Source organism: Mesorhizobium sp. M0244 (assembly GCF_040321795.1).
Taxonomy (GTDB): Bacteria; Pseudomonadota; Alphaproteobacteria; order Rhizobiales; family Rhizobiaceae; genus Mesorhizobium.
Map to the genome: position 1 here is coordinate 42,892 of NZ_JAMYSE010000045.1, position 12,966 is coordinate 55,857.

General features: G+C 63.4%; 13 protein-coding genes. 6 read left to right on the forward strand and 7 right to left on the reverse strand.

What is annotated here, in order from left to right; all coding sequences use genetic code 11:
• The first annotated feature begins 51 nt into the window (after positions 1 to 51).
• Positions 52 to 954: a hypothetical protein gene (locus NKJ08_RS23610; RefSeq protein ID WP_352783554.1), complete on the forward strand. Its 903-nt coding sequence runs from the start codon at positions 52 to 54 to the stop codon at positions 952 to 954.
• Positions 955 to 1,051: 97 nt separating this feature from the next.
• Here the strand turns inward: NKJ08_RS23610 and NKJ08_RS23615 are convergent, their stop codons facing one another.
• Complete coding sequence (locus NKJ08_RS23615; RefSeq protein WP_352526171.1) at positions 1,052 to 1,735, reverse strand: response regulator; 684 nt, start codon at positions 1,733 to 1,735, stop codon at positions 1,052 to 1,054.
• A gap of 231 nt (positions 1,736 to 1,966) precedes the next feature.
• Between NKJ08_RS23615 and NKJ08_RS23620 the strand changes: the two genes are divergently transcribed.
• From NKJ08_RS23620 to NKJ08_RS23630, 3 genes are read left to right on the forward strand one after another with little or no spacing between them, the layout of a single operon-like run.
• The gene (locus tag NKJ08_RS23620) at positions 1,967 to 2,677 is read left to right on the forward strand and encodes a fumarylacetoacetate hydrolase family protein (RefSeq protein ID WP_352526173.1); all 711 of its coding nucleotides are present in this window, start codon (positions 1,967 to 1,969) and stop codon (positions 2,675 to 2,677) included.
• A gap of 4 nt (positions 2,678 to 2,681) precedes the next feature.
• Positions 2,682 to 3,332: a maleylacetoacetate isomerase gene (maiA, locus tag NKJ08_RS23625; RefSeq protein ID WP_352526175.1), complete on the forward strand. Its 651-nt coding sequence runs from the start codon at positions 2,682 to 2,684 to the stop codon at positions 3,330 to 3,332.
• 34 nt (positions 3,333 to 3,366) lie between these two features.
• A complete protein-coding gene (locus NKJ08_RS23630) occupies positions 3,367 to 4,407 on the forward strand; it encodes a zinc-dependent alcohol dehydrogenase family protein (RefSeq protein ID WP_352526177.1) in 1,041 nt (346 codons plus the stop codon).
• 20 nt (positions 4,408 to 4,427) lie between these two features.
• Here the strand turns inward: NKJ08_RS23630 and NKJ08_RS23635 are convergent, their stop codons facing one another.
• Positions 4,428 to 5,321 carry a LysR family transcriptional regulator gene (locus NKJ08_RS23635; RefSeq protein ID WP_352783566.1) on the reverse strand — a complete coding sequence of 298 codons (894 nt, stop codon included), beginning with the start codon at positions 5,319 to 5,321 and terminating at the stop codon, positions 4,428 to 4,430.
• Positions 5,322 to 5,539: 218 nt separating this feature from the next.
• Here NKJ08_RS23635 and NKJ08_RS23640 point away from each other — a divergent pair, with 218 nt between their 5' ends.
• The gene (locus NKJ08_RS23640) at positions 5,540 to 6,946 is read left to right on the forward strand and encodes an MFS transporter (protein ID WP_352526226.1); all 1,407 of its coding nucleotides are present in this window, start codon (positions 5,540 to 5,542) and stop codon (positions 6,944 to 6,946) included.
• Here the strand turns inward: NKJ08_RS23640 and NKJ08_RS23645 are convergent.
• Positions 6,915 to 7,772, reverse strand: a complete 858-nt coding sequence (locus NKJ08_RS23645) for an alpha/beta fold hydrolase (RefSeq protein WP_352783559.1) — start codon at positions 7,770 to 7,772, stop codon at positions 6,915 to 6,917. The two genes, NKJ08_RS23640 and NKJ08_RS23645, sit on opposite strands and share 32 nt — an antisense overlap.
• A gap of 253 nt (positions 7,773 to 8,025) precedes the next feature.
• Positions 8,026 to 8,904: a DMT family transporter gene (locus NKJ08_RS23650; RefSeq protein WP_352526181.1), complete on the reverse strand. Its 879-nt coding sequence runs from the start codon at positions 8,902 to 8,904 to the stop codon at positions 8,026 to 8,028.
• Between the two features lie 105 nt (positions 8,905 to 9,009).
• On the opposite strand from NKJ08_RS23650, the gene NKJ08_RS23655 reads away from it, so the two are divergent.
• The gene (locus NKJ08_RS23655; protein WP_352526183.1) at positions 9,010 to 10,413 is read left to right on the forward strand and encodes an aminotransferase-like domain-containing protein; all 1,404 of its coding nucleotides are present in this window, start codon (positions 9,010 to 9,012) and stop codon (positions 10,411 to 10,413) included.
• A 177-nt stretch (positions 10,414 to 10,590) separates the two neighbouring features.
• Here NKJ08_RS23655 and NKJ08_RS23660 read toward each other — a convergent pair whose 3' ends face one another.
• The 3 genes from NKJ08_RS23660 to NKJ08_RS23670 form a co-directional block, all read right to left on the reverse strand.
• The gene (locus NKJ08_RS23660) at positions 10,591 to 11,088 is read right to left on the reverse strand and encodes a MaoC family dehydratase (RefSeq protein WP_352526185.1); all 498 of its coding nucleotides are present in this window, start codon (positions 11,086 to 11,088) and stop codon (positions 10,591 to 10,593) included.
• 139 nt (positions 11,089 to 11,227) lie between these two features.
• Positions 11,228 to 11,656, reverse strand: a complete 429-nt coding sequence (locus NKJ08_RS23665) for a phasin family protein (RefSeq protein ID WP_352776061.1) — start codon at positions 11,654 to 11,656, stop codon at positions 11,228 to 11,230.
• An 83-nt stretch (positions 11,657 to 11,739) separates the two neighbouring features.
• Positions 11,740 to 12,966, reverse strand: a complete 1,227-nt coding sequence (locus tag NKJ08_RS23670; RefSeq protein ID WP_352783563.1) for a DUF445 domain-containing protein — start codon at positions 12,964 to 12,966, stop codon at positions 11,740 to 11,742.

The following is a 12,966-nucleotide window of genomic DNA, read 5'->3' on the forward strand; positions in this document are numbered from 1 at the left end:
TCTGGCTGATTGTTGCGGCATAGTGCGGTTCAGAACTGAAAAGGGGCACTGATGCAGTTTGCCAGACAGGTTTTGGGTGCGAAAGCCATCTTGCTGCTGGCGGCGAATATCGGTTCAGGTTCGCCGGGGATGGCCGCCCCCCAGCAGGGCGCGCTCAGCAGCGATCGGGCTGGCGTTGTTTACGAGATTAGCAGGGACGCAGAGTCTGCTCAAAAGGACAGTAACGGATCGACCAGCGGTTCCACTGATCGAGACACGTTAGTAGAGCGGGTGCTTAATGTTCGCAGCGACGGTCTGGAACTTGAATATGACCTTTCGAAGGACGCCACGGCAGAGGACCGCACTAGTAATTGGCAGTTTCCCGTGCGCATCTTCAGGCCGTTTTCCGGGCCGACGCAGTTGCTCAACGGTCCCGAACTGGAGGAACGGATCGACGGCTGGCTGAAGAGGGCCGGACTTACACGCGCCGCTTGTGGCCATTGGATCTTCACATGGAACGCTTTTAAAATCGAATGCGATCCGCAATCGACGCTTCAAAGCATTGAGGCATTTGACCTGAGGCCGAATGATCTTCGGGACGGCGCAATATATAACGATCCTCAAGCGTCCGAGCCGACAACACTCAAAAAGACTTCAGTTGGATCCAACGGTTCTACTTTTATCGGAGAAATGTCAGTCGATCCTGAGCATGTGCGTCGGGATCAAGCTGAGTCGGATGTTGTTGTTGCCGAGATTACCAAGAAGGTACTGACGTTAGCTGATGCTCTGCGCGCGCGATCGAGTGAGAAGGTTTCCGGGACGATAGCGATCACGTTCGATGTGGACTCCGCCGGAGTAGTGCGTCGGCGGACCAAGATAACGAAGTTGGAGACGACGGCGACAAACGGATCGGTGGAGAATCGGACGATCACCGAAATCGTAACGCGCCGGATGGTCTCTGATGGGCTAAAATAGTCAATCCAGCTTCGATCCATGCAGATTTGGAATTACGGTGACAGTGCACTTTATAACGTGTTTGTCTGTCTGTCGTGCCTATGCGGGTGGGTGAGTTCTAAAACCCCGCCTGGTCCCGGAACAGCTCCGCATTGTCCAGCTTCGACACCTCGATCACCGCCTGCGTGCGGCTGTAGACGTTGAGCTTGCGCAGGATTTCGGAGACGTGCGCCTTGACCGTGGTCTCGCCGACTTGCAGCTCGTAGGCGATCTGCTTGTTGAGCAGGCCCTGGCGCAGCATCTGCAGCACCTTGAGCTGCTGCGGCGTCAGCGTGGCCAGGCGCTGCACCATCTCGGCCCGGTCGGTGCTGTCGGCGTCAGGCGGCCGGCCTTCATAGGTCTCGGGAACATAGATTGCGCCTTCCATCACCGAGCGGATGGCGGCGGCAAGGTCGCTCTTGCGCGCCGATTTCGGGATGAAGCCAGCCGCGCCGTAGGACAGCGCCTCGGAAATGATCTTCGGTTCCTCATAGCCGGAGACGATGACCACCGGCAGGCGCGGATACCGCGTCCGGAGCTGCAGCAGCCCGTCAAAGCCATGCACGTCGGGCATGCTGAGATCGAGCAGCGCCAGGTCGAACGGCTTGGCATCCGCCAGAAATTCCAGCGCCTCGGCGATCGAGCGCGCCTCCACCGTGTCGACCTCCGGATAGGCCATCTGCACGGCGCTGTGCAGCGCCTCGCGAAACAGCGGATGGTCGTCGATGATCAGGAACCTGGCGCGATCGTTGACTGGGGTCATCAGCTTCGTTTCAGTCGGTCTGGTTTAGAATAGCCCGGGGAATAGCTTGGCGACCATGGCCGGCTTATTGCCAAATAGTACATTGCCATCTTGGCCGGCAGAAGCAAAATGTACCGGCGATGTCCGCGACGCAACGCGGCAGGCCTAGCCTTTGCGCGATGCAATGCCTTGCCCGACCGGCCAAATCGGTCGAATGTGCCGCCGACATATCCACTGAAACAGAGACAGTGCATGACAGGCTTCGTCCTACCCCTTCCCGCAACCCCGTCGGTGGCCGTCGCCGGCTCGCCGGAGCGTTTTGCGGTGCGCCGCATTTTCTGTGTCGGCCGTAACTACGCCGCCCATGCCCGCGAACTCGGCAATGACGAGCGCGACCCGCCCTTCTTCTTCACCAAGCCGGGCGATGCGGTGGTCGATGCGGTCGTCGGTTCGGGCACGACGATCCCCTACCCGCCGCTGACCAGAAACCTGCACCACGAAATCGAGCTGGTCGTCGCGATCGGCAAAGCCGGCTTTCGCATCCCGCGCGAGCGGGCGCTGGACCATGTCTGGGGCTACGGCGTCGGTGTCGACCTGACCCGCCGCGACCTTCAGGACGAGGCGAAGAAGGCGGCGCGGCCGTGGGACTGGTCGAAGGCTTTCGACCGTTCCGCGCCCTGCGGCCCGCTGGTCCCGGCGCAAACATCCGGCCATCCCGAAAAGGGCCGCATCTGGCTCGCCGTCGACGGCAAGATCAGGCAGGACGGCGACCTCGCCGAGCTGATCTGGCCGGTTGCCGACATCGTCTCGATCTGCAGCGAGGCCGTCGAGCTCAGGCCCGGAGACCTGATCTTCACCGGCACGCCGGCCGGCGTCGGCGCGGTCGGGCCGGGCGAAAAGATCACCGCCGGCGTCGACGGCATCGGCGAGATCGAGCTGACCATCGGCCGACCGAGCCCGTGACCCGATGAGCGACATCGTCCTCCACAATTACTACCGCTCCTCGACCTCTTACCGGGTGCGGATCGCGCTGGAGATGAAGAACCTCGCCTACGAATACGTGCCGCATCATTTGCGCCATGGCGAGCATCGGGAGCCCGCCTACCTCGCGGTCAATCCGCAAGGGCTGGTGCCGGCGCTGGTCCGGGGCGACGGCACGCTGCTGACGCAATCGCTGGCGATCATCGAATATCTCGATGAGACCAGGCCCGAGCCGCCGCTGCTGCCCAAGGATGCGCCAGGCCGCGCCCGCGTCAGGATGCTGGCGCAGATGATTGCCTGCGACATCCATCCGGTGAACAATCTGCGCGTGCTGACCTCGCTGCGTACGCTGTTCGGCGCCGGCGACCAGGATGTCGCCAACTGGTTCCGGCACTGGGTCAACGAAGGTTTCCAGCCGCTTGAAAAGATTCTGGCTTCCGCGCCCGAGACAAAGACCTTTTGCCATGGCGACACGCCGGGGCTGGCCGACATCTGCCTGGTCGCACAGGTCACCAGCAATGCCCGCTTCGGCGTCGACATGACGCCCTATCCGACTATCTCGCGCATAAGCGCCGCCTGCATGGCGCTGCCGGCGTTCCAGAAGGCAGCACCTGAGAACCAGATCGATGCCGAGTAGGCCGCAAATTGCATGAAGTCATGAGGAACTGCCGATGAAAGCCGTCGTCTTCGAAAAATTCGGCGAGGCGCCGACGATCCAGACCGTGCCGGATCCGACGCCGTCGCCGGAAGGCGTCGTCATCAAGGTCGAGGCGACCGGCCTCTGCCGCAGCGACTGGCATGGCTGGATGGGCCATGATGACGGCATCCGCCTGCCGCATGTGCCGGGCCACGAGCTTGCCGGCGTCGTTCAGGCGGCAGGAAAGCAGGTGACCCGCTGGAAGACCGGTGAGCGCGTCACCGTGCCGTTCGCCGTCGGCTGCGGCCGCTGCTTCGAATGCACCTCGGGCAACCACCAGGTCTGCGAGCACCAGTTCCAGCCCGGCTTCACCGCCTGGGGGTCGTTCGCCGAATATGTCGCCATCGACCATGCCGATACCAATCTTGTGCGCTTGCCGGACGAGATGGAATTCGCCACCGCCGCCAGCCTCGGCTGCCGCTTTGTCACCTCGTTCCGCGCCATCGTCGACCAGGGCCGGGTGACGCCCGGCGAATGGGTGGCCGTGCATGGCTGCGGCGGCGTCGGCCTGTCGGCGATCATGATCGCCAGCGCCATGGGCGCCAATGTCGTCGCCATCGACCTGACCGACGAGAAGCTGGACTTCGCCAAAAAGATCGGTGCGGTAGCGACGATCAACGCGGCAAAAACGCCGAACGTGGTCAAGACGGTCAAGCAGATCACCAATGGCGGGGCGCATATGTCAATGGACGCGCTCGGCCATCCCAGTACCTCGTTCAACTCGATCGCGAACCTGCGCCGACGCGGCCGCCATGTGCAGGTCGGCCTGATGCTCGGCGAGCACGCCAGGCCGCAGATACCGATGGACAAGGTGATCGCCTTCGAGCTCGAGATCCGCGGCAGCCATGGCATGCAGGCGTTCCGCTACCAGGCGATGATGGAGATGATCCGCACCGGCAAGCTCAAGCCCGAACTGCTGGTCGGCAAGAAGATCAGCCTCGAGGAGGCGCCGGCCGCGCTGATGGCGATGGGCGGCTTCGAAGGCATCGGCATCGGCGTAGTGACCAGATTCTAGATCAACGCCCCCGTTCTGGATCAGCGAACCGACGCGCAGACCTCCCGGACGAAGGCTCGCAGCCAGCGTTGTGCCGGATCGGCATCGAGCCGCGGATGCCACAGCATCGAGATGGTGACCTCAGCAACAGCGACCGGCAACGGGAAACTGTGCATGCCTGCGCGCGCGCCTTGCGTGTGCCGCTCGGGGACGCTGGCGATCAGATCTGAGGCGCGCGCCATGGCGAGGGTGGCCGAGAAGCTGGAAACCATGCACACGATCGTCCGCTCGAGTCCCAGCCGATTCAAGGCCTCGTCGATCGGGCCCCTTTCGCGGCCGCGCCGCGAAACGCTGATGTGGCGGCCAGCCGCATAGCGTTCCGGCGTCACAACGCCCTCGCTCAGCTTATGGCCCGTTCGCACTGCACCGATGAAGCGGTCGCGAAACAGCGCCTGAATACGCATTTCGGGGCTGGTTTCCGCGGCGACGCCGATTTCGAGGTCAACCGCCGCGTCGCGCAACGACATGTCGTTCTTGTCGGATTTCGGCGCAAAACGCAGCCGCACGCCAGGCGCATCCGCTTCGACACGGGCGACGAGACGCGGCGCGAACTCCTCGACGAAGCTTTCATTGGCGCGCAGCGTGAAGACCCTGTCGAGAGCTGAGAGATCGAGGAGCCTGGCAGGACGCAGGAGCGCTTCAGCTTCCTGGACGACGCGGCCTGCCTGCTGCTGCAATTCCTGCGCGCGCGGTGTCGCAACTAGGCCACGGCCGGCCCGGACCAGCAACGGATCGCCTGTCGCTTCCCGCAACCGCGCCAGCGTCCGGCTCATCGCCGAGGGACTGAGGTGCAGCCGCGCGGCAGCACGCGCCACACTGCCCTCGCTCAGCAGCACATCGAGGGCGACAAGCAGATTGAGATCGGGTGACGACATGGAAGGACGATAGCACAGGTCAGCCGTGATGTAGCGCTCCATGCATGAATATGATGCAAATGCTGCGCCTTCCGCCACATCAAGCAGGGGAATAGCTTCCGACAGCTCCGATTTTGGGGCTGCCGGCAAAGGAGTTCACCTTGGCATCGACTGCTGAAAAGACTTGGGCTGAAAAGGCCGGGGCCGAAAAGACCTGGGCTGAAAAGTTCGGGAATGAAGTGGCCCCGGTGAGCGCCCGCTCAGCTCGATGGGCATTGGCAAGCCTGTCGCTTTCCACGCTGCTGTCGTCGCTCGCCACCAGCATCGCCAGCGTCGGGCTGCCATCGCTGATGCAGGCATTCGGCGCATCGTTCCAGTTCGTGCAATGGGTCGTCCTGGCCTATCTGCTCGCCATCACCACCTTGATCGTCAGCGCCGGCCGGCTCGCCGATATCTTCGGCCGCCGTCCGCTACTGCTTGGCGGCATCGCCTTGTTCACCTTTGCGTCCGTGCTTTGCGGCCTCGCGCCGACGCTCTCGCTGCTGATTGCCGCAAGGGCGGCACAAGGGCTCGGCGCTGCCGTGATGATGGCTCTGACGCTGGCCTTCGTCGCCGACACGATTCCCCGCGAAAAAACCGGCAGCGCCATGGGCCTGCTCGGCGCCATGTCCGCGATCGGCACCACGCTTGGCCCCTCGCTCGGCGGGTTGCTGATCGCCGGTTTTGGCTGGCGCGCAATCTTCCTCGTCAATCTGCCGCTGGGAGCACTGGCCTTCGCGCTTGCCTATCGGGTGCTGCCGGCTGGAAAGATATCGAAACCGGATCGGCGCGGTTTCGACGGGGTCGGTACGGCTTTGCTCGCTCTGACGCTGGCCGCCTATGCCATGGCCATGACCCTTGGGCGAGGCAGTTTTGGCTCACTCAACATTGGCCTGCTGCTCGCCGCTGGAGTTGGTGGCCTGCTGTTCGTCATCGCGCAGACAAGGGCCGAGAACCCTTTCATCCGGCCTGCGAGGTTCCGCGACCACGCGTTGAACGCCAGCCTCGCGATGAGCCTGATCGTCGCCACCGTGATGATGGCGACGCTGGTGGTTGCCCCGTTCTATCTGTCGCGCGCGCTCGCGCTGGACGCCGCCATGGTCGGACTGGTCCTGTCGACCGGCCCTCTGGTTACCGCGTTGGCGGCGCTGCCGGCGGGGCGCCTGGTCGACCGGTTCGGAGCGCACCGGATAATGGTCGTCGGCCTGCTCGCTCTCGCCCTGGGTACCTTCATTCTGTCGCAGGCCAGGACGGAATTCGGCATTGCCGGCTATGTCGTTCCAATCATTATCGTCGCCACCGGCTACAGCCTGTTTCAGACCTCCAACAATTCGGCCGTGATGACCGGCGTAGCATCCGACCAGCGCGGCGTCGTCTCCGGCCTGCTCAATCTGTCGCGCAATCTCGGCCTCATCACCGGTGCGTCGGTGATGGGCGCGGTGTTTGCCTTCGCATCGGCTGCCGGGAGCGAAGGAACTGGCTTGGCCGTATTAGCACCTGCGGCAGCCGCACGAGGGATGCAGGTCACTTTCCAGGTGGCGACGGCCCTGGTAGTGGCGGCGCTGATCCTTGCGGTTATCTCGGCCCGCCGCGGCCAGCACGGTTAGCTGAGCCGCCAGCGACGAACTCCAGCATCAGTTCAACAGCCCTGAGCGCATGCGTCTCCAGAAGGAAATGGCCTGCGTCGAAGATGTGAGCCTCCATTCGGGGAAGATCCATTAGCCACGACTGAACCTCTGCAATGTCGAAGAAGGCATCGTGGCGACCCCAAAGAAGCATCGCTCGGGGTTGATGCTTCGCCAGATAATCAGCCACCTCCCCGAACCGGTCGACATATCGGCCGTAATCGGCAAGGAGCGCCTTCTGCAGATCAAGTCGTCCCGGCAGACACATGGCCCGCCAGTCTTCAATCCAACCACCTGGATTGATCTGCGCGGCGATCTCGGCAGGCAGGCCGGCGACGTACTGGTTGCGAGTCCCCTCAAGGGTCATATGGGCAGTGGCGGCCTTCTCATTCGCAGCATTCGGTGCAGCCCAGAAGTCCAATGTGTCTGCCCATTGCGGGCCAAAGCCGGAGCGGTGGGCATTGGCATTCTGGACAATGAGGCCTTCGACGAGTTCCGGAGCGCGTATGGCGAGTTGAAGCGCTACCGGGGCTCCGAAATCATGCAAATAGAGGAACCTGCGGCCAACGTTGAGATGCGAGAGCAGCTCTTCAACCGAGCTGGACAGCGTGTCGAACGATGGCTCGGGCGGCAGATCGGACGCGCCGAAGCCCGGCAGGTCAGGCGCCACGACATAGACGCTGCCGGAAAGCGGGGCAATCACGTCGCGAAACGTCCGAGAGGAGCTAGGGAAGCCGTGCAGCAGGACGAGCGCGTGTTTGGAAGCGTCACCAGCCGTCCGGACGGCCACCTCGCCGCCCGAGGACAAGCGTATCTTCTGCACCCAAGACACCAAGATCGTCCCTTTTTCCTCCACGCCAACGCAAGGCCGCCTCGCTCCTTGCGTCACGCTGGCCGATTCGGCGCCTCAGAGACGTCGTTCCGCCAGGTCGGCAGCTCTTGGTAACAATTGGACGCGATTGTATCGAGTTCAAGAGCGCGCTGGCGCCATCCACTCTCGCTTCCTCAGTAATCGACGTCGTGCGTAGCCTGATCGGGATGTCGCGTCCTGCAGGTGGCGCCTATCTCGCATATCTTTTCGCACCGACCACGCAAAGCACGACGGCGGCGGTGACGGCGATCATGGCGGGACTGACCTGCTCATGCAGCAGCGTCGCTGCCAGCCCAAGCCCGAAGAAAGGCTGCAGCAGTTGCAACTGCCCGACCGCGGCGATGCCGCCCTGCGCCAGTCCCCGATACCAGAACACGAAACCAATCAGCATGCTGAACAGCGAAACATAGGCCAGGCCAATCCACGCGCCCCTGCCTGCACTTTCGAGCGACGGCGGCATGGTGATGAGCGTCAGGGCCAGCATGATCGGCAGCGACAGCACCAGCGCCCATGAGATCACCTGCCAGCCGCCGAGTTTGCGCGACAGCGTGGCTCCTTCCGCATAGCCCAATCCGCACACGATGATGGCGGCCAGCATCAGGACGTCGCCCAGCGGCGCGGCGGAAATACCTTGCGTCACCGCAAAACCCGCAACAAGGGCGCTGCCGAGGCACGAGAACAGCCAGAACGCCGGTTTCGGGCGATCGCCGCCTCGAATCACGCCGAAGATCGCGGTCGCCAGCGGCAACAGGCCGATGAAAATGATGGAGTGAGCCGACGTGATGTGCTTGAGCGCCAGCGCCGTCAGCAAGGGAAAGCCGACCACGACGCCAAGCGCCACGATTGCCAGCGAGAACAGATCTCGCCGCTCCGGACGCTTCTGGTGAAAAACGAGCAGCAGCGCGAGGCCGAGGATGCCTGCCGTGGCAGCACGGGCGACGGTTACGAACACCGGATCGAAATCCATCACCGCTACGCGCGTCGCCGGAAGCGAGCCGCTGAAAATCAGCACGCCGATGAACCCATTGACCCAGCCACTCGCCGCCCAGCCACTCGCTGCCTTGTCCATCGATGCCCCGCTCGTCTTCGCCCTCTATCGGGCCAGGCGTATGGCTGCGCCAGAGACAATGAGGTACAGTTTGACAAAACCGTCATGGCAGGCTGAGCAGTACGGATGGACGAGCAGACGACGACAAGTGAGGGCAGCCGGACGCTTGTCGAAAGCGTCATGGCGACAATCAGGCACAGGATCGCCGCGCGCACCCTGACACCGGGAACGCGGCTGCCTTCGATCCGGGCTTTCGCCAAGGCCATGCAGGTTTCCAAATCCACCGTGGTCGAAGCCTATGAGCGTCTTGCGGCGGAAGGCATGATCCGCTCGCGGCCAGGCTCGGGTTTCTATGCTGCCGGACCGCTGGCTCCCCTGTCACTGGCCGAGATCGGCCCCAGGCTTGACCGTGCTGTCGACCCGCTGTGGGTCTCGCGCCAATCGCTGGAAGCGGGCGACGGCGTCCTGAAACCGGGTTGCGGCTGGCTGCCGGCTTCATGGATGGCCGAGGCTGGTTTGCGCCGGGCGCTGCGGACGCTGGCCCGCGCCGACGACACCGCGCTGACGGATTACGGCACGCCGCTCGGCTCGCCGGCGCTGCGTCACCTGCTGGCGCGGCGCATGGCCGAGCACGGTATCGAAGCCTCTCCGGACCAAATCATGCTGACGGAATCGGGTACCCAGGCGATCGACCTCTTGTGCCGGTTCCTGCTCGAACCGGGTGACACGGTGCTGGTCGACGATCCCTGCTATTTCAACTTCCATGCCCTGTTGCGCGCCCATCGGGCCAAGGTGATCGGCGTCCCCTACACGCGGTCGGGGTCGGACATCGAGCTGTTCGCGCAGGCGCTGACCCAGCACCAACCGCGCCTCTACATCACCAATTCCGCGCTGCACAATCCGACCGGCGCAATATTGTCGCCGGTCGTCGCCCATCGGTTGCTGAAGCTCGCGGACCAGTCGGGGCTGACCATCATCGAGGATGATATCTTCGCCGATTTCGAACACACGCCCGCGCCCCGGCTGGCGGCGTTCGACGGTCTCAGCCGGGTCATCCACATCGGCAGCTTCTCCAAGACGCTTTCGGCATCGATGCGCTGCGGCTTCATCGCGGCTCCTCGCGACTGGATGGAAGGATTGACCGATCTCAAGATCGCCACATCCTTTGGCAGCGGGCGGCTTGCATCCGAACTGGTACTGGGGCTGCTGAAGGATGGCCTCTATCGCAAGCACGTGGACCTGCTGCGCGCGCGGCTCTCGCGCGCCATGGACGAAACCAGCACCCGCCTGAAGGCCATCGGCATCATGCCATGGATAGATCAGCCGGCCGGCATGTTTTTGTGGTGCAGGCTGCCAGAGGGGATAGATGCCGCGGATGTGGCCCGCCACGCTCTGTCGGCTAACGTCGTGCTTGCGCCCGGCAATGCGTTCAGCCTGTCCCGATCGGCCAGCCGTTTCATGCGCTTCAACGTCGCCCAGTCGGGAGACGACCGGATCTTCAGGGCGCTTGAACAGGCGATGTCGCGTTGATTGCGCTGTCGGCTGACCTGACGCGATGTTCTCAGAGACTGTTTCGAAATTCGCTCTGGCGAGTCATATGGTGGTGGTTTCGAGAACCGGAGCGCAGCGGACATTTGCGTCCGTGAGCACCGGAAGCGCAGAAAACGCCATCAGATGGCCGCCAGAGTAGAATTTCCAAACGGTCTCTCAGGCCCCTGCCCGCTTGCGGCGCGCATAAAGCATCACGAGCGTCTCGGCGGTCAGCGCCGGCTTCTGCTCGCCTTCGATCTCGACCGTATTGGCGGCCTTCATCAGGTATTGGCCCGGGCCTTTGTCTTCCATCGACAGAAGCGTGGCGCGCAACCTGATTCGCGAGCCGACTCTGACCGGCGCCACGAAACGCACTTTGTCGAAACCGTAGTTGAAGGCGGCCTGCGTGTTTTCGGGTACAATGCCCATCTCGAGCGCCAGTGCGCCGATGATCGACAGGGTCAGATAGCCATGCGCGATCGTGGTGCGGAACGGGCTTTGCCGCTTCGCCCGCTCGGGATCGACATGGATCCATTGATGATCGCCCGTGCATTCGGCAAACTGGTCGATGCGGTGCTGATCGACCAACGTCCAGTCCGAGACGCCTAGCTCCTGCCCGGCCATGGCCCTGAGTTGCTCGAAGGTCGGCGGCGTCCTCGGCCGTATCTGCGTCATTCCTGCTTTCCCGATCGCTTGCCTGTTCCGGACCACGACCAGCCGCCCCTGTCAATTCGCCAATGCGATTCCGCGCCACAATCTTCGGCCATTGCGCGAGGCGTGTCTTCGCCGCCGGCAAACACCCTCCCCGGGACAGCTACTTCTTCTCCTGGCTGGCGCGGATCTCCTCCATCGCCTCCTTGATGCGGCTGCGCAGGATTTCGATCGATTCGGTGCCGGACGTTCTGACCAGTTCGGCCATCTCGCCGGCATTCTTCAATGCGGTCTCGAAGGATCTCCTGGCGAACGCCGCCTGCTTCTCCATCATTTCCTGGGGACTGCCCGGCGCCCTGTAGTTTTGTGCCATGTCGGTGATCTCGCGCAGCGTGTCCTGCAGCATCTCGCGTTGCCTGGACAACAGCGCCGACGCTCCGGCAGCACTCGCCCGGGCCGATTTCTCCAACGCCTCCAGGTTCTTGCGGTTGTGAGCGAGGATCGCCTCGACATCGACATTCGGCAGCTTCAGGTCGCGGCCAAACTTGCCGAACATGTCGATGAAGGACTCGGAATCCGGTCGTTTTGCCATGCTGGTTCTCTCCCCTGTTGCCATGAACGCCGCCACTGCACGGGAGAATAGTGCAGCGAAGCTCCACGGTCCATTCGGGCGAGTCAGCCGACAAGAAACAGCCGTTCGGCGGTGTAGAGCACGAGCCCGGCAAGGCCACCGATGATCATGCCGTTGAAGCGGATATATTGCAGGTCCTTGCCGATATTCATTTCGATCAGCCTTGTCAGTTGCGCGAGGTCCCAGCGCTTGACCTGGTCGGCGATGAATTTCGACACGCCGCTCTTCTGGCTTTCGACGAAGGAGGACAGCGCCACGATGAACCCCTGGTTCATGTCGGCCCTGATCTGCGCGTCGTCGGCAAGATGGCGGCCGACCTCGACGAACATGGTGGCGAGATGATCGCGGATCATCGAATTCGGCGCCTTGGCGTCCTGCTCGATGAACAGCCGCAGGCTGTCCCACATATCGCCGGCCAGCGCCCTGAGCTCCGGCCGGGCGAGGAAATCGCGCTTCAGCTTCTCGGCCCGTCGGGCATATTGTTTGGACGTCCTCAGCCGCTCGACGAAGGTTCCGACGAAAAGGTCGAATTCGGCGCGCATTGGATGGTGCGGATCGGCGCGCACCTCGTCGAGCAGTGAGCCGGCGGACGCGACGATTTTCTTCAACAGATAGGCGTCGGCGCGAAACAGGTTGAACAGCGACGGCAGTTCCTCGCGGATTTTCTCGCGCATCGTCGCCAGCGCCTGCTCGTCGCTCAAGAACCGGCCGACGACCTTGGTGAACTCGTCGAACAGTTTTTGGTGACGGCGGTCGTCGGTCAGCGCCGACAGCAGCTCGGCTGCGAGCGGCGCCAGCGGCACCTTTTCGATCTGCTCCAGCATGCGGCTGGTGACGAAGCCGCGCAGCCCGGATTGCTCGACCGCCGCCAGCGTCTGCGGCACCAGCCGGCCGACGAAACGCGACAGATCGGCGGCGCGGTTCGGGTCGGCCAGCCAGTCCGCGACCAGCGCGGAAAAATCGACTTCGGCGAGCTTTTCGCGCACCGGCTCCGGTGCCAGGAAATTGACCTCGATGAAGCGGCCGAGATTGTCGGCGATACGGTTCTGGTTCTCCGGGATAATGGCCGTATGCGGGATCGGCAGGCCGAGCGGCCGCCTGAACAGTGCCACCACCGCATACCAGTCGGCCAGCCCGCCGATCGTCCCCCCCGGGGGCGACGCGGCCGCGCACCCCCCCCCCGCCTTGGGGGCCTTAATCGGTTTTGCCCCCCCCAACACCAGGCCGCCACACGCCAATGGCGCGGTGGGGCCGGACTTGGGTCGCCTGAT

Coding starts and splice junctions, on each gene's coding strand:
- NKJ08_RS23615 (WP_352526171.1), bottom strand. CDS start 1,735: ATGACCCCAGTCAACGATCGCGCCAGGTTCCTGATCATCGACGACCAT.
- NKJ08_RS23665 (WP_352776061.1), bottom strand. CDS start 11,656: ATGGCAAAACGACCGGATTCCGAGTCCTTCATCGACATGTTCGGCAAG.
- NKJ08_RS23650 (WP_352526181.1), bottom strand. CDS start 8,904: ATGGACAAGGCAGCGAGTGGCTGGGCGGCGAGTGGCTGGGTCAATGGG.
- NKJ08_RS23620 (WP_352526173.1), top strand. CDS start 1,967: ATGACAGGCTTCGTCCTACCCCTTCCCGCAACCCCGTCGGTGGCCGTC.
- NKJ08_RS23655 (WP_352526183.1), top strand. CDS start 9,010: ATGGACGAGCAGACGACGACAAGTGAGGGCAGCCGGACGCTTGTCGAA.
- maiA (WP_352526175.1), top strand. CDS start 2,682: ATGAGCGACATCGTCCTCCACAATTACTACCGCTCCTCGACCTCTTAC.
- NKJ08_RS23635 (WP_352783566.1), bottom strand. CDS start 5,321: ATGTCGTCACCCGATCTCAATCTGCTTGTCGCCCTCGATGTGCTGCTG.
- NKJ08_RS23610 (WP_352783554.1), top strand. CDS start 52: ATGCAGTTTGCCAGACAGGTTTTGGGTGCGAAAGCCATCTTGCTGCTG.
- NKJ08_RS23660 (WP_352526185.1), bottom strand. CDS start 11,088: ATGACGCAGATACGGCCGAGGACGCCGCCGACCTTCGAGCAACTCAGG.
- NKJ08_RS23630 (WP_352526177.1), top strand. CDS start 3,367: ATGAAAGCCGTCGTCTTCGAAAAATTCGGCGAGGCGCCGACGATCCAG.